The organism is Streptomyces sp. P9-A4 (assembly GCF_036634195.1).
Classification (GTDB): domain Bacteria; phylum Actinomycetota; class Actinomycetes; order Streptomycetales; family Streptomycetaceae; genus Streptomyces.
In genome coordinates this window covers 3,217,077-3,232,594 of the sequence record NZ_JAZIFY010000001.1, presented here as the reverse complement: position 1 = coordinate 3,232,594, position 15,518 = coordinate 3,217,077, and the positions used below count along the sequence as shown (strand labels likewise).

The 15,518-nt window shown below is 65.1% G+C and carries 9 protein-coding genes and 4 rRNA genes; 11 read left to right on the top strand and 2 right to left on the bottom strand.

Annotation, left to right across the window (positions count from 1 at the left end; all coding sequences use genetic code 11):
- The first annotated feature begins 7 nt into the window (after positions 1 to 7).
- The 6 genes from V4Y03_RS14445 to proC all read left to right on the top strand — a co-directional run bounded on the left by V4Y03_RS14445 (position 8) and on the right by proC (position 4,696).
- Positions 8 to 322, top strand: a complete 315-nt coding sequence (locus V4Y03_RS14445; protein ID WP_317877185.1) for an SH3 domain-containing protein — start codon at positions 8 to 10, stop codon at positions 320 to 322.
- A 35-nt stretch (positions 323 to 357) separates the two neighbouring features.
- Positions 358 to 906, top strand: coding sequence for a hypothetical protein (locus tag V4Y03_RS14440; protein WP_332435186.1), 549 nt, complete (start codon positions 358 to 360; stop codon positions 904 to 906).
- A 146-nt stretch (positions 907 to 1,052) separates the two neighbouring features.
- Positions 1,053 to 2,144 carry an NAD(P)/FAD-dependent oxidoreductase gene (locus V4Y03_RS14435; protein WP_332435185.1) on the top strand — a complete coding sequence of 364 codons (1,092 nt, stop codon included), beginning with the start codon at positions 1,053 to 1,055 and terminating at the stop codon, positions 2,142 to 2,144.
- 57 nt (positions 2,145 to 2,201) lie between these two features.
- A complete protein-coding gene (locus tag V4Y03_RS14430) occupies positions 2,202 to 3,068 on the top strand; it encodes an ABC transporter ATP-binding protein (protein ID WP_332435184.1) in 867 nt (288 codons plus the stop codon).
- Complete coding sequence (locus V4Y03_RS14425; protein ID WP_332435183.1) at positions 3,065 to 3,802, top strand: ABC transporter permease; 738 nt, start codon at positions 3,065 to 3,067, stop codon at positions 3,800 to 3,802. Before V4Y03_RS14430 ends, V4Y03_RS14425 begins: the two co-directional genes overlap by 4 nt.
- A gap of 84 nt (positions 3,803 to 3,886) precedes the next feature.
- Positions 3,887 to 4,696: a pyrroline-5-carboxylate reductase gene (gene proC, locus V4Y03_RS14420; protein ID WP_317877189.1), complete on the top strand. Its 810-nt coding sequence runs from the start codon at positions 3,887 to 3,889 to the stop codon at positions 4,694 to 4,696.
- Between the two features lie 6 nt (positions 4,697 to 4,702).
- On the opposite strand, the gene V4Y03_RS14415 is transcribed toward proC, so the two are convergent.
- The gene (locus tag V4Y03_RS14415; RefSeq protein ID WP_317877190.1) at positions 4,703 to 5,314 is read right to left on the bottom strand and encodes a cysteine hydrolase family protein; all 612 of its coding nucleotides are present in this window, start codon (positions 5,312 to 5,314) and stop codon (positions 4,703 to 4,705) included.
- A gap of 45 nt (positions 5,315 to 5,359) precedes the next feature.
- Between V4Y03_RS14415 and V4Y03_RS14410 the strand changes: the two genes are divergently transcribed.
- Complete coding sequence (locus tag V4Y03_RS14410) at positions 5,360 to 6,403, top strand: GlxA family transcriptional regulator (protein WP_332435182.1); 1,044 nt, start codon at positions 5,360 to 5,362, stop codon at positions 6,401 to 6,403.
- Here V4Y03_RS14410 and trpS read toward each other — a convergent pair.
- Positions 6,370 to 7,368, bottom strand: coding sequence for a tryptophan--tRNA ligase (gene trpS / locus V4Y03_RS14405; RefSeq protein WP_317877192.1), 999 nt, complete (start codon positions 7,366 to 7,368; stop codon positions 6,370 to 6,372). The genes V4Y03_RS14410 and trpS overlap by 34 nt on opposite strands.
- Positions 7,369 to 8,123: 755 nt before the next feature.
- On the opposite strand from trpS, the gene V4Y03_RS14400 reads away from it, so the two are divergent.
- From V4Y03_RS14400 to V4Y03_RS14385, 4 genes are all read left to right on the top strand, one after another.
- Positions 8,124 to 9,649 (top strand): 16S ribosomal RNA (locus tag V4Y03_RS14400).
- Between the two features lie 287 nt (positions 9,650 to 9,936).
- Positions 9,937 to 13,059, top strand: a 23S ribosomal RNA gene (locus tag V4Y03_RS14395).
- 74 nt (positions 13,060 to 13,133) lie between these two features.
- Positions 13,134 to 13,250: ribosomal RNA gene (gene rrf, locus V4Y03_RS14390) — 5S ribosomal RNA — on the top strand.
- Between the two features lie 579 nt (positions 13,251 to 13,829).
- Positions 13,830 to 15,355 (top strand): 16S ribosomal RNA (locus V4Y03_RS14385).
- The 16S, 23S and 5S rRNA genes sit together here, the layout of an rRNA operon.
- Positions 15,356 to 15,518: the final 163 nt, after the last annotated feature.

Sequence of the window (15,518 nt, the reverse complement as noted above, 5' to 3'; positions counted from 1 at the left end):
GGACCAGATGGACACGGACAAGAACAAGACGACGGACGACGCCGCCACGCCGAGCGCGGTGACGGCGATGGCCGCTTCGCGCTACACGGTCGCACCGGGCTACCAGGTCAACGTGCGCTCGGGCCCGGGCACCCAGTACGCGATCGTGCGCGCGCTGCCCGTGGGCGCCACGGTGGCGATCTCCTGCCAGAAGTACGGCGAGTGGATCACCGGCCCGTACGGCACCACGAGGATCTGGGACAGCATCGCGCCCGGCGAGTACGTCTCCGACGCCTATGTGCACACGGGCAGCGACGGCTTCGTCGCACCGCGCTGCGCCTGAGGCCCTCCTCCGCCGGCCCGGGGATAATCGACCTCGTGAGCGACCAGAGCGACGACGAGCAGACCCCCCGTACGGCCGGCGGCACGGGCGGTGGCACTCCTGGCGGCACCCCCGCCGGGCCGCGGCCCGAGGAGATCCGTTTCTTCGGTACGACCTGGGTCGGCCACGACGGCCCTTACACGGCGCGCCGCGTCGGCATGGCCGCCGGCTCGCTCGCCGCCGCCGTCGCGGCCTGCTTCGTGCTGCGCTTCGCGTACGAGGGCCTGGAGATCGCGGACGTCGGCGGCATCGTCAACATGCTGGTCGTCCTCATGTTCGCGGTCTGCAGCGCCATCGCCTTCCGCAAGACCTGGGAGGGCTTCCTCCGCCGGCCCGCCGACCCGGCCCGCGAGGAGTCCCTGCGCAGCCTCAAGGCGATCGGCTTCATCGGCTCGCTCCTCGCCTACTGCGCCCGCTGCTTCGTCGAGGCACCCGGCGAGAAGCTGCGCCGCGCCGAGTACGAGACGGCCGTCGCCCAGTTCGAGAAGCGGCGCGGAACCCGCACGGGCAACCCGGCCGCCCGCAAGAAGCCCAAGCGCAAGTAACCCGCGCGCGAGGCGGCGCGCCCCCGGCCTCTCCCGGCCCACCGCCCCCGAATCACCGCTCCCGGCCCCCGCCCCCGAATCACCGCTCCCGAACATTCCTTCCGCGCCGATGTCACACTTCGCGGGGCCTGCGCCGTCCCCTTGGCATGCAGACGACACAGCACCGCCCCGCCCACCGCGTTCTCGTCCTCGGCGCCGGATACGCGGGCCTCATGACCGCCCTCCGGCTCGGCCGGCACGCCCAGGTCACCCTGGTCGACCCCGCCGACCACTTCACCGAGCGGGTACGGCTCCACGAGCGGGCGGCCGGCCGCCCCGACGTCACCCACCCCCTGGCCGGCCTCCTCCACCGCACCGGCATCGAGCACGTCCCGGCCCGCGCCACCGCCATCGACACGGCGGCCCGCCTGGTCACCACCGACGACGGCCGCCGCCTCCCGTACGACCGGCTGGTCTACGCCCTCGGCAGCCGCACCCGTCTGCCCGCGACGACCGGGGACTCCCGCGCCTACACGGCGGAGTCCGCCGAGGCGCTGCACAAGCACCTGCGGGACCGCCCCGGCACGGTCACCGTCGTCGGCGGCGGCCTGACCGGCATCGAGATGGCCACCGAGCTGGCGGAGACGTACCGCCCGCTGGGCGCCGGGGTACGCCTCCTCACCGGGGGCCGGGTCGGCCCCGGGCTCTCCCCGCGCGGCGCGGCCCATGTGCACCGGGTTCTCCAGGCGCGAGGGGTCCGCGTCGAGGAGGGCCGCAGGGTCACCACCGCCGACGAGATCGACTCGGACGTGGTCGTCTGGGCCGCCTCCCTCGTCCCGAACGCCGAACTCGCCGCCTCCGCCGGCCTCACCCTCGCCCCCTCGGGCCGGATAGCCGTCGACTCCTCGCTCCGCTCGGTCTCCCACCCGGAGATCTACGTCCCCGGCGACGCGGGCGCAGCCCCGCACGCGGCCACCGGCGGGGAGCTGCGGATGGCCTGCGCCACCGCGCTGCCCACGGGCATCCACGCGGCTCGGTCGATCGAGAGGGAGCTGCGCGGCGAGGAGCCGGAGCCGCTCGACTTCGGGTTCCACTTCCAGTGCGTCAGCCTCGGCCGCCGCGACGGGCTCATCCAGTTCGTCCACCCGGACGACTCGCCCCGCGACCGCATCCTCACGGGTCGCCCGGCGGCCGTGTTCAAGGAGCTGGTGGTACGCGGCGCGACCTGGTTCGTCCGCCGCTCGGCCCACCGCCTCTGACCGGCGAGGCACGCCGGGTGCTTGACGACGGGTACCCCCGGGAGCAGTATTCATCGCATGATGAATTACTCGGCGGGGGAGCCCGCCGACCCCGCCAGGCACGCCCGGGCCACCACGCCGCCCACCGCCGCTGCCCAAGAAGCCGCCGCGGCCCAAGAGGCCACCCCCGCCATCACCGCCCACGGCCTCACCGTCGTACGCGGCGACCGCACCGCCCTGCGCGACCTCGACTTCACCGTCCCCGCCGGCCGCATCACCGGCCTCCTCGGCCCCTCCGGCTGCGGCAAGTCCACCCTCATGCGCGCCATCGTCGGCACCCAGGCCAAGGTCGACGGCACCCTCCGCGTCCTCGGCCGCCCCGCCGGCGACGCCGCCCTCCGCTCCCGCATCGGCTACGTCACCCAGGCCCCCTCCGTCTACGACGACCTCACCGTCCGCCAGAACCTCGACTACTTCGCCGCCGTCCTGCTTCCCGGCCGCGCCCGCCGCCAAGAGCGCCGCGCCGCCGTCGACCGGGCCGTCGAGGACGTCGACCTCGCCTCGCACGCCGACTCCCTCGCAGGCCGGCTCTCCGGCGGCCAGCGCAGCCGCGTCTCCCTCGCCGTCGCCCTCCTCGGCACCCCGGAACTCCTCGTCCTCGACGAACCCACCGTCGGCCTCGACCCCGTACTCCGCCGCGACCTCTGGAACCTCTTCCACCAGATCGCCGCCGACCGCGGCACGACCCTCCTGGTCTCCTCGCACGTCATGGACGAGGCCGAGCGCTGCCACCGCCTCCTCCTCCTGCGCGACGGGGAACTCCTCGCCGACGACACCCCCGAGAACCTCCGCCGACGCAACGACACCAACACCGTCGAGGAGGCCTTCCTCCACCTGGTCGACGCCGCCGCGGCCCGAGCCGCCCACGAGGAGCCCCGGACATGAACACCGCACGCACCCTCGCCACCGCCGCCCGCGTCCTGCGTCAGCTGCGCCACGACCCCCGCTCGATCGCCCTGATGCTGCTGGTGCCCTGCGTGATGCTCTTCCTGCTCCGGTACGTCTTCGACGGGAGCCCGGGCACCTTCGACAACATCGGCGCCTCCCTGCTCGGCATCTTCCCGCTGATCACGATGTTCCTGGTGACCTCCATCGCGACCCTCCGCGAACGCACCTCGGGCACCCTCGAACGCCTCCTCGCCATGCCCCTCGGCAAGGCCGACCTCATCGGCGGCTACGCCCTCGCCTTCGGACTCGTCGCCGTCCTCCAGTCCGTCCTGGCCACCGGCCTCGCCGTCTGGTTCCTCGGCCTCGACGTCATCGGCTCCCCCTGGCTGCTCCTCCTGGTCGCCCTCCTCGACGCCCTCCTCGGCACCGCCCTCGGCCTCTTCGTCTCGGCCTTCGCCGCCTCCGAGTTCCAGGCCGTCCAGTTCATGCCGGCCGTGATCTTCCCCCAGCTGCTCCTCTGCGGCCTCTTCACCCCGCGCGACCGCATGGCCCCCGCCCTCGAAGCGATCTCGGACGTCCTGCCCATGTCGTACGCCGTGGACGGTATGGACCAGGTCCTCCACCACCCCGACATCACCGGCGACTTCGTCCGCGACGCCCTCGTCGTCGCGGGCTGCGCCGTCCTCGTCCTGGTCCTCGGCGCGGCCACCCTCCGCCGCCGCACCGCGTGACCGCCCCTCGGACACCGGCACACCACCCGGCCCACCGGTGCGAGGATGACGACACGTACCCCCTCCGGCGAGGTGAACAGAGCCATGACCCAGACCGTCGCAGTCCTCGGCACCGGCAAGATCGGTGAAGCGCTCCTCAGCGGCATGATCCGCGCCGGCTGGCGCCCCGCGAACCTCCTGGTCACCGCCCGCCGTGCCGAGCGCGCCGAGGAACTCCGCGCCCGCTACGGCGTCGAGACCGTCACCAACGCCGAGGCCGCCAAGCGCGCCGACACCCTCATCCTGGCCGTGAAGCCCCAGGACATGGGCCGCCTCCTCGACGAGCTGGCCCCGCACGTCGCCGCCGACCGCCTGGTCATCAGCGCCGCCGCCGGCATCCCCACCTCTTTCATCGAGGACCGCCTGACCACCGGCACCCCCGTCGTCCGCGTCATGCCGAACACCCCCGTCCTGGTGGACGAGGGCATGTCCGTCATCTCGGCCGGCAGCCACGCCACCCCCGAGCACCTCGCCCACACGGAGGAGATCTTCGGCGGCGTCGGCAAGACCCTCCGCGTCCCCGAGTCCCAGCAGGACGCGGCCACCGCCCTGTCCGGCTCCGGCCCCGCGTACTTCTACTTCCTCGTCGAGGCCATGACCGATGCCGGCATCCTCCTCGGCCTGCCCCGCGCCCAGGCCCACGACCTCATCGTCCAGGCCGCCATCGGCGCCGCCGTGATGCTCCGCGACAGCGGCGAGCACCCGGTCAAGCTCCGCGAGGCCGTCACCTCCCCGGCCGGCACCACCATCAGCGCCATCCGCGAGCTGGAGAACCACGGCGTCCGGGCCGCCCTCATCGCCGCCCTCGAAGCCGCCCGCGACCGCAGCCGCGAACTCGCCTCCGGCAACAGCTGACCCCTACTACTCCGAGGCCGCGCCCTTCAGCACGTCCTCCGTGGTCACGACCCGGGCGAACCGCCCACCGTGCAGCGACACCGCCGTCGCCCGGGTCAGCTCCTCCGCCGTCTGCGTCCAGTCGAACGGCCCCGCCAGGTCGAAGGTGTGCATCGCGTCCAGCGGGAACAGCACGTCGTACCCGAGGTTCCCGCCCATCCGGGCCGTCGTCTCGTTGCACATGTTCGTCTGGATCCCGACGATCACGATCTGCCCACGCTGTCCATCAGCGGCTCCGCCGCGGGCCGCGCCCTTCAGCCAGGCGTCCAGATCCGGCTCCCCGTAGAACGCCGAGTTCACCGACTTCGTGACGAGCAGCTCCGGACCGGAGCCCTTCCCCCGCCGCTCCTCGACGAAGTCCTTGAACCCGTTCCCCTCGGTCCCCGGCTCCAGCGGCGAACCCGCCCGGGGCGAGTCGTGCCGTACGAAGACGACCGGCCGTCCCGTCTCCTGCCAGGCATCGATCAGGGCCGCGATGTTCCCCTCGGCCTCCGGGTTGTCCCGGCGCCCCCAGAAGTCGAACTCGAAACCCTTCTGTACGTCGATGACCACCAGCGCTGCGTTCTCTGCGATCTCCATGCCCACGATCCTTCCCCCGCGCGGCCCCCACTCCCAGAGGGACGAATGACAGCGATCGATGATTTACTGCCACACGTGCCGCCGACCCCCGCGCCCCGCCCCCAGCGCATCGCCCTCCTCTCCTTCCCGGGCATTCGCGCCTTCGACATCTCCGTCATCACCGAGGTCTGGGGCAGCGACCGCACCCTCCGGGGCGTGCCGCCCTTCGAACTCCGCAGAGCCGCCGCCGACCCGGACACCCCCATCCCCCTGCGCGGCGGCCTCACCCTCACCCCCGACCGCCCGCTCGACTGGCTCGACGCCCTCACCACCACCGACCTGGTCGTCGTCCCCGGCATCGAGGACCCCGACGCCGACCTCCCGGCCCCCGTCCTCGACTCCCTCCGCCGCGCCCACACCAGGGGCACCCCGGTCGCCTCGCTCTGCGCCGGCGCGTTCGTCCTCGCCCGCGCCGGACTCCTCGACGGCCGCCGCGCCGTCACCCACTGGCACCTGGCCGCCACCCTGGCCGCCCGCCACCCCGGGATCCAGGTCCAGGCGGACGCCCTCTTCGTCGAGGACACCGGAGTCTGGACCTCCGCCGGCACCGCCGCCGGGATCGACCTCTGCCTCCATCTCGTACGCACCGCCCACGGCGCCGAAGCAGCCGCGGCCATCGCCCGCTCGATGGTCACCGCCCCCTTCCGTACGGGCACCCAGGCCCAGTTCATCGAGCACCCCACGCCACGCGCCGACCGGGACGCCGACGCCCTGGCCGCCGTCCGCGCCCATGCCCTCGCCCACCTGGACGAGCCCCACACGGTCGCCACGCTCGCCGCCCGCGCCGGCATGTCCCCCCGCTCCTTCGCCCGCCACTTCCAGGCGACCACCGGAGCCACCCCCCTGCACTGGCTCATCACCCAGCGGGTGGCCGCCGCGCAGAAACTCCTCGAACTCACCGACCACCCCCTCCCCGAGGTGGCCCGCCGCGCGGGCTTCGGCAGCGAGGTCACGATGCGCCAGCACTTCGCCTCGCACCTCGCCACCAGCCCGCGCGACTACCGAAACGCCTTCCGTCACCCGGCGGGCAACAGCCCGATCGCCCGATAGGCCCGGTCCACCAGGGGCCGCGCCGTCCCCCGGGCCCGCTCGGCCCCGTCCCGCAGCACCCGGTCCACATGACCGGGATCCGCCGCGAGCCCGGCATGCCGTTCCCGTACGGGCCTCAGCATCTCGACGACCGCGTCGGCGGTATCCCTCTTCAACGCCCCGTACGACTCGTACGCATCAGCGAGCACCTCGGGCTTCCCACCCGTCGCGGCGGCCAGCAGATCGAGGAGGTTCGCGATCCCCGGCCTGCCCTCACGGTCGTACTCCACGTCCCGCCCGCTGTCGGTGACCGCCCGCATGATCTTCCGCCGCACGGTCTCCGCTTCATCGAGCAGATAGACGATCCCGGCCGTGTTCGCGTGCGACTTCCCCATCTTCGAGTGGGGGTCCTGCAGGTCCATGACCCGCGCCGCCACCTCGGGCCGAGTGGCCCGGGGCACGGTGAACGTGTGCCCGTACTGCTGGTTGAACCGCACCGCCAGGTCCCGCGTCAGCTCCACGTGCTGAGTCTGGTCCTCACCCACCGGCACCTCGTCGGCCCCGTACGCCAGGATGTCCGCCGCCATCAGCACCGGATACGTCAGCAACGACAGCCGCACCCCCTGCCCGGCCGCCCGCGCCTGGACGCTCTTCTCCTTGTACTGGATCATCCGCCGCAGCTCACCGTCGGTGGCCGTGCACTCCAGCAGGTACGAGAGCCTCGCGTGCTCGTCCACGTGGCTCTGCACGAACAAGGTGCACAGCTCCGGATCGAGCCCCGAGGCCAGCAGCAGCGTCGCCGCCTGCCGGCTGAGCCTCCGGACCCGGGCCGGATCGTGCTCGACGGTCAGGGCGTGCAGGTCCACGACGCTGAACAGCGCCTCCGACCGGTGCTGGTCGACCTCGACCCACCGTCGTACGGCCCCGAGGTAGTTGCCCAGCGTCAGATGCCCGGTGGGCTTGACCCCGCTGAAGATCCTGGTCATCGCGTTCGTTCTCCCTCTTCTCCTGGGCGCCGGCCTCGACGGCCCGGCTCCCGGAGGGGGATACGCGAACGGCCGCCGAAGCGGCGGCCGCGTGGTGCATGCGCGAGTGCGGGCCGCCGTCAGGCGGCCCACCACTGGGTGGTGTGCGCACGCGTAGTCATGGGGGAGAGGCTACCCCCCAGGACCCGGGTTGACACGGGATTACCGGATCCGTAGTGTTCTCCGAGTTGTCCGACGTGAGCACCGACTCCGGTCGGCCCCGGACAGCCATCCCGCAAGATCCACAGAAGCCGTCGGCGCTTTGTCGCGCCGTTCTGCTTTCCGTGCGTTTTTGCGAAATGAGGAATCCGCGTTCGAACTTCGGACGCAGCCGCCCGATTAGCGTCGGAGGCAGGGAATCCGCTAAAGTCTCACTCGTCGGAACGGCCCAACAGCCGGAAAGACAAATCCCGCTGACTGGGAATCAGACGCCGAAAGGATCTGATAGAGTCGGAAACGAAGGAAGCGCCGGAGGAAAGCCCGAGAGGGTGAGTACAAAGGAAGCGTCCGTTCCTTGAGAACTCAACAGCGTGCCAAAAATCAACGCCAGATTAGTTGATACCCCGTCCATCTTCGGATGGCAGGGTTCCTTTGAAAGTCCTGCCGGCCCTTGTGGTCAGCAGGCAACATACACAGCGAGGACGCTGTGGACAGTCGGCCTTATTCCGGCCTGACTGTCCCGCTCAACGCGAGTGTGACCCGATTACGGGTAAACATTCACGGAGAGTTTGATCCTGGCTCAGGACGAACGCTGGCGGCGTGCTTAACACATGCAAGTCGAACGATGAAGCCCTTCGGGGTGGATTAGTGGCGAACGGGTGAGTAACACGTGGGCAATCTGCCCTTCACTCTGGGACAAGCCCTGGAAACGGGGTCTAATACCGGATAACACCGGCTCCTGCATGGGAGCTGGTTAAAAGCTCCGGCGGTGAAGGATGAGCCCGCGGCCTATCAGCTTGTTGGTGGGGTAATGGCCTACCAAGGCGACGACGGGTAGCCGGCCTGAGAGGGCGACCGGCCACACTGGGACTGAGACACGGCCCAGACTCCTACGGGAGGCAGCAGTGGGGAATATTGCACAATGGGCGAAAGCCTGATGCAGCGACGCCGCGTGAGGGATGACGGCCTTCGGGTTGTAAACCTCTTTCAGCAGGGAAGAAGCGAAAGTGACGGTACCTGCAGAAGAAGCGCCGGCTAACTACGTGCCAGCAGCCGCGGTAATACGTAGGGCGCAAGCGTTGTCCGGAATTATTGGGCGTAAAGAGCTCGTAGGCGGCTTGTCACGTCGGGTGTGAAAGCCCGGGGCTTAACCCCGGGTCTGCATCCGATACGGGCAGGCTAGAGTGTGGTAGGGGAGATCGGAATTCCTGGTGTAGCGGTGAAATGCGCAGATATCAGGAGGAACACCGGTGGCGAAGGCGGATCTCTGGGCCATTACTGACGCTGAGGAGCGAAAGCGTGGGGAGCGAACAGGATTAGATACCCTGGTAGTCCACGCCGTAAACGTTGGGAACTAGGTGTTGGCGACATTCCACGTCGTCGGTGCCGCAGCTAACGCATTAAGTTCCCCGCCTGGGGAGTACGGCCGCAAGGCTAAAACTCAAAGGAATTGACGGGGGCCCGCACAAGCAGCGGAGCATGTGGCTTAATTCGACGCAACGCGAAGAACCTTACCAAGGCTTGACATATACCGGAAAGCATTAGAGATAGTGCCCCCCTTGTGGTCGGTATACAGGTGGTGCATGGCTGTCGTCAGCTCGTGTCGTGAGATGTTGGGTTAAGTCCCGCAACGAGCGCAACCCTTGTCCTGTGTTGCCAGCATGCCCTTCGGGGTGATGGGGACTCACAGGAGACCGCCGGGGTCAACTCGGAGGAAGGTGGGGACGACGTCAAGTCATCATGCCCCTTATGTCTTGGGCTGCACACGTGCTACAATGGCCGGTACAAAGAGCTGCGATGCCGCGAGGCGGAGCGAATCTCAAAAAGCCGGTCTCAGTTCGGATTGGGGTCTGCAACTCGACCCCATGAAGTCGGAGTTGCTAGTAATCGCAGATCAGCATTGCTGCGGTGAATACGTTCCCGGGCCTTGTACACACCGCCCGTCACGTCACGAAAGTCGGTAACACCCGAAGCCGGTGGCCCAACCCCTTGTGGGAGGGAGCTGTCGAAGGTGGGACTGGCGATTGGGACGAAGTCGTAACAAGGTAGCCGTACCGGAAGGTGCGGCTGGATCACCTCCTTTCTAAGGAGCACAGTACCGATTGCAGACAAACGTTCTGCACGGTCAGCTCATGGGTGGAACGTTGATTAGTTGGCACAGTCTCTCTCCGAGAAAACGTGAGTACTGCTTCGGCGTGGAAAACGGGATCGAGGAACGGACTGTGCTTGGCACGTTGTTGGGTATCTGAGGGTACGGCCGTAAGGTTTGTATCTTCGCGATGCCGGCCCCAGTGAACTTGGTTCTTATGGATCAGGGTGATGGGTGGCTGGTCGTTGCTTGAGAACTACACAGTGGACGCGAGCATCTGTGGCCAAGTTTTTAAGGGCGCACGGTGGATGCCTTGGCACCAGGAACCGATGAAGGACGTGGGAGGCCACGATAGTCCCCGGGGAGCCGTCAACCAGGCTTTGATCCGGGGGTTTCCGAATGGGGAAACCCGGCAGTCGTCATGGGCTGTCACCCATGCCTGAACACATAGGGCATGTGGAGGGAACGAGGGGAAGTGAAACATCTCAGTACCCTCAGGAAGAGAAAACAACCGTGATTCCGGGAGTAGTGGCGAGCGAAACCGGATGAGGCCAAACCGTATGCGTGTGATACCCGGCAGGGGTTGCGCATGCGGGGTTGTGGGATCTCTCTTTCACAGTCTGCCGGCTGTGAGACGAGTCAGAAACCGTTGATGTAGGCGAAGGACATGCGAAAGGTCCGGCGTAGAGGGTAAGACCCCCGTAGCTGAAACATTAACGGCTCGTTTGAGAGACACCCAAGTAGCACGGGGCCCGAGAAATCCCGTGTGAATCTGGCGGGACCACCCGCTAAGCCTAAATATTCCCTGGTGACCGATAGCGGATAGTACCGTGAGGGAATGGTGAAAAGTACCGCGGGAGCGGAGTGAAATAGTACCTGAAACCGTGTGCCTACAAGCCGTGGGAGCGTCGCTCATTGAGTTTACTCAATGGGTCGTGACTGCGTGCCTTTTGAAGAATGAGCCTGCGAGTTTGCGGTGCGTTGCGAGGTTAACCCGTGTGGGGAAGCCGTAGCGAAAGCGAGTCCGAACAGGGCGATTCAGTAGCGCGCTCAAGACCCGAAGCGGAGTGATCTAGCCATGGGCAGGTTGAAGCGGAGGTAAGACTTCGTGGAGGACCGAACCCACCAGGGTTGAAAACCTGGGGGATGACCTGTGGTTAGGGGTGAAAGGCCAATCAAACTCCGTGATAGCTGGTTCTCCCCGAAATGCATTTAGGTGCAGCGTCGTGTGTTTCTTGCCGGAGGTAGAGCACTGGATAGGCGATGGGCCCTACCGGGTTACTGACCTTAGCCAAACTCCGAATGCCGGTAAGTGAGAGCACGGCAGTGAGACTGTGGGGGATAAGCTCCATGGTCGAGAGGGAAACAGCCCAGAGCATCGACTAAGGCCCCTAAGCGTACGCTAAGTGGGAAAGGATGTGGAGTCGCAGAGACAACCAGGAGGTTGGCTTAGAAGCAGCCACCCTTGAAAGAGTGCGTAATAGCTCACTGGTCAAGTGATTCCGCGCCGACAATGTAGCGGGGCTCAAGCGTACCGCCGAAGTCGTGTCATTGCAGCATGAGCCCCAACGGGCGCTGTGATGGGTAGGGGAGCGTCGTGTGCCGGGTGAAGCAGCCGCGGAAGCGAGTTGTGGACGGTTCACGAGTGAGAATGCAGGCATGAGTAGCGATACACACGTGAGAAACGTGTGCGCCGATTGACTAAGGGTTCCTGGGTCAAGCTGATCTGCCCAGGGTAAGTCGGGACCTAAGGCGAGGCCGACAGGCGTAGTCGATGGACAACCGGTTGATATTCCGGTACCCGCTTTGAAACGCCCAGTATCGAATCCATTAATGCTAAGGCCGTGAAGCCGTTCCGGACCCTTCGGGGAAAGGAAAGTGGTGGAGCCGCTGATCCAAGGTGGTAGTAGGTAAGCGATGGGGTGACGCAGGAAGGTAGTCCAGCCCGGGCGGTGGTAGTCCCGGGGTAAGGGTGTAGGGCGTTGTCCAGGTAAATCCGGACAGCACATAGCCTGAGACCTGATGCCGAGCCGATTGTGGTGAAGTGGATGATCCTATGCTGTCGAGAAAAGCCTCTAGCGAGTTTCATGGCGGCCCGTACCCTAAACCGACTCAGGTGGTCAGGTAGAGAATACCGAGGCGTTCGGGTGAACTATGGTTAAGGAACTCGGCAAAATGCCCCCGTAACTTCGGGAGAAGGGGGGCCACGTCTGGTGATGAGTCTTGCACTCTGAGCTGGGGGTGGCCGCAGAGACCAGCGAGAAGCGACTGTTTACTAAAAACACAGGTCCGTGCGAAGCCGTAAGGCGATGTATACGGACTGACGCCTGCCCGGTGCTGGAACGTTAAGGGGACCGGTTAGTCACATTTCGGTGTGGCGAAGCTGAGAACTTAAGCGCCAGTAAACGGCGGTGGTAACTATAACCATCCTAAGGTAGCGAAATTCCTTGTCGGGTAAGTTCCGACCTGCACGAATGGCGTAACGACTTCTCGACTGTCTCAACCATAGGCCCGGTGAAATTGCACTACGAGTAAAGATGCTCGTTTCGCGCAGCAGGACGGAAAGACCCCGGGACCTTTACTACAGTTTGATATTGGTGTTCGGTTCGGCTTGTGTAGGATAGGTGGGAGACTTTGAAGCAGCCACGCCAGTGGTTGTGGAGTCGCCGTTGAAATACCACTCTGGTCGTGCTGGATGTCTAACCTCGGTCCGTGATCCGGATCAGGGACAGTGTCTGATGGGTAGTTTAACTGGGGCGGTTGCCTCCCAAAGGGTAACGGAGGCGCCCAAAGGTTCCCTCAGCCTGGTTGGCAATCAGGTGTTGAGTGTAAGTGCACAAGGGAGCTTGACTGTGAGACCGACGGGTCGAGCAGGGACGAAAGTCGGGACTAGTGATCCGGCGGTGGCTTGTGGAAGCGCCGTCGCTCAACGGATAAAAGGTACCCCGGGGATAACAGGCTGATCTTCCCCAAGAGTCCATATCGACGGGATGGTTTGGCACCTCGATGTCGGCTCGTCGCATCCTGGGGCTGGAGTCGGTCCCAAGGGTTGGGCTGTTCGCCCATTAAAGCGGTACGCGAGCTGGGTTTAGAACGTCGTGAGACAGTTCGGTCCCTATCCGCTGCGCGCGTAGGAATATTGAGAAGGGCTGTCCCTAGTACGAGAGGACCGGGACGGACGAACCTCTGGTGTGCCAGTTGTCCTGCCAAGGGCATGGCTGGTTGGCTACGTTCGGGAGGGATAACCGCTGAAAGCATCTAAGCGGGAAGCCTGCTTCGAGATGAGTATTCCCACCTCCTTGAGAGGGTAAGGCTCCCAGTAGACGACTGGGTTGATAGGCCGGATGTGGAAGCCCAGTAATGGGTGGAGCTGACCGGTACTAATAGGCCGAGGGCTTGTCCTCAGTTGCTCGCGTCCACTGTGTTAGTTCTGAAGTAACGAACTGTGCCGATATCCGGTTGGTTAACTTCATAGAGTTTCGGTGGTCATAGCGTTAGGGAAACGCCCGGTTACATTCCGAACCCGGAAGCTAAGCCTTTCAGCGCCGATGGTACTGCAGGGGGGACCCTGTGGGAGAGTAGGACGCCGCCGAACAATCATTGTGGGAAAGCCCCGCACCTTATGGTGCGGGGCTTTTCTGCGTTCTGGCCCCGGACCAGCTCCGCGGTCGCCGGCAGCTGCCCGCGGTGGCCGGCGACGGCCGGCCGGGGTGGCAATCGGGCCCCGAAACATCTGATAGAGTCGGAGACGCAGGAAGGGACCAGCGCGAAAGCGATGGGACCGGAAAGCACCGAGGAAATCAGGACCGCAAGGATCTGATAGAGTCGGAACCGCCGGAAGGGCCCGGAGCGAAAGCAAAAGGGACCGGAAAGCACCGAGGAAATCGGATCGGAAAGATCTGATAGAGTCGGAAACGAAGGAAGCGCCGGAGGAAAGCCCGAGAGGGTGAGTACAAAGGAAGCGTCCGTTCCTTGAGAACTCAACAGCGTGCCAAAAATCAACGCCAGATTAGTTGATACCCCGTCCATCTTCGGATGGCAGGGTTCCTTTGAAAGTCCTGCCGGCCCTTGTGGTCAGCAGGCAACATACACAGCGAGGACGCTGTGGACAGTCGGCCTTATTCCGGCCTGACTGTCCCGCTCAACGCGAGTGTGACCCGATTACGGGTAAACATTCACGGAGAGTTTGATCCTGGCTCAGGACGAACGCTGGCGGCGTGCTTAACACATGCAAGTCGAACGATGAAGCCCTTCGGGGTGGATTAGTGGCGAACGGGTGAGTAACACGTGGGCAATCTGCCCTTCACTCTGGGACAAGCCCTGGAAACGGGGTCTAATACCGGATAACACCGGCTCCTGCATGGGAGCTGGTTAAAAGCTCCGGCGGTGAAGGATGAGCCCGCGGCCTATCAGCTTGTTGGTGGGGTAATGGCCTACCAAGGCGACGACGGGTAGCCGGCCTGAGAGGGCGACCGGCCACACTGGGACTGAGACACGGCCCAGACTCCTACGGGAGGCAGCAGTGGGGAATATTGCACAATGGGCGAAAGCCTGATGCAGCGACGCCGCGTGAGGGATGACGGCCTTCGGGTTGTAAACCTCTTTCAGCAGGGAAGAAGCGAAAGTGACGGTACCTGCAGAAGAAGCGCCGGCTAACTACGTGCCAGCAGCCGCGGTAATACGTAGGGCGCAAGCGTTGTCCGGAATTATTGGGCGTAAAGAGCTCGTAGGCGGCTTGTCACGTCGGGTGTGAAAGCCCGGGGCTTAACCCCGGGTCTGCATCCGATACGGGCAGGCTAGAGTGTGGTAGGGGAGATCGGAATTCCTGGTGTAGCGGTGAAATGCGCAGATATCAGGAGGAACACCGGTGGCGAAGGCGGATCTCTGGGCCATTACTGACGCTGAGGAGCGAAAGCGTGGGGAGCGAACAGGATTAGATACCCTGGTAGTCCACGCCGTAAACGTTGGGAACTAGGTGTTGGCGACATTCCACGTCGTCGGTGCCGCAGCTAACGCATTAAGTTCCCCGCCTGGGGAGTACGGCCGCAAGGCTAAAACTCAAAGGAATTGACGGGGGCCCGCACAAGCAGCGGAGCATGTGGCTTAATTCGACGCAACGCGAAGAACCTTACCAAGGCTTGACATATACCGGAAAGCATTAGAGATAGTGCCCCCCTTGTGGTCGGTATACAGGTGGTGCATGGCTGTCGTCAGCTCGTGTCGTGAGATGTTGGGTTAAGTCCCGCAACGAGCGCAACCCTTGTCCTGTGTTGCCAGCATGCCCTTCGGGGTGATGGGGACTCACAGGAGACCGCCGGGGTCAACTCGGAGGAAGGTGGGGACGACGTCAAGTCATCATGCCCCTTATGTCTTGGGCTGCACACGTGCTACAATGGCCGGTACAAAGAGCTGCGATGCCGCGAGGCGGAGCGAATCTCAAAAAGCCGGTCTCAGTTCGGATTGGGGTCTGCAACTCGACCCCATGAAGTCGGAGTTGCTAGTAATCGCAGATCAGCATTGCTGCGGTGAATACGTTCCCGGGCCTTGTACACACCGCCCGTCACGTCACGAAAGTCGGTAACACCCGAAGCCGGTGGCCCAACCCCTTGTGGGAGGGAGCTGTCGAAGGTGGGACTGGCGATTGGGACGAAGTCGTAACAAGGTAGCCGTACCGGAAGGTGCGGCTGGATCACCTCCTTTCTAAGGAGCACAGTACCGATTGCAGACAAACGTTCTGCACGGTCAGCTCATGGGTGGAACGTTGATTAGTTGGCGTGAGTGAACCTGATGGTTCTTCGAGTACTGCTTCGGCGTGGAAAGAAGAAGACGGACGGTGGCTCACGCTTGGCACGTTGTTGGGTAT

Bases quoted from the DNA above. Each gene is read 5' to 3' on its own strand.
- V4Y03_RS14415 (WP_317877190.1), bottom strand. From the start codon at position 5,314: ATGGAGATCGCAGAGAACGCAGCGCTGGTGGTCATCGACGTACAGAAG.
- V4Y03_RS14445 (WP_317877185.1), top strand. From the start codon at position 8: ATGGACACGGACAAGAACAAGACGACGGACGACGCCGCCACGCCGAGC.
- V4Y03_RS14425 (WP_332435183.1), top strand. From the start codon at position 3,065: ATGAACACCGCACGCACCCTCGCCACCGCCGCCCGCGTCCTGCGTCAG.
- V4Y03_RS14435 (WP_332435185.1), top strand. From the start codon at position 1,053: ATGCAGACGACACAGCACCGCCCCGCCCACCGCGTTCTCGTCCTCGGC.
- V4Y03_RS14430 (WP_332435184.1), top strand. From the start codon at position 2,202: ATGATGAATTACTCGGCGGGGGAGCCCGCCGACCCCGCCAGGCACGCC.
- trpS (WP_317877192.1), bottom strand. From the start codon at position 7,368: ATGACCAGGATCTTCAGCGGGGTCAAGCCCACCGGGCATCTGACGCTG.
- proC (WP_317877189.1), top strand. From the start codon at position 3,887: ATGACCCAGACCGTCGCAGTCCTCGGCACCGGCAAGATCGGTGAAGCG.
- V4Y03_RS14410 (WP_332435182.1), top strand. From the start codon at position 5,360: ATGACAGCGATCGATGATTTACTGCCACACGTGCCGCCGACCCCCGCG.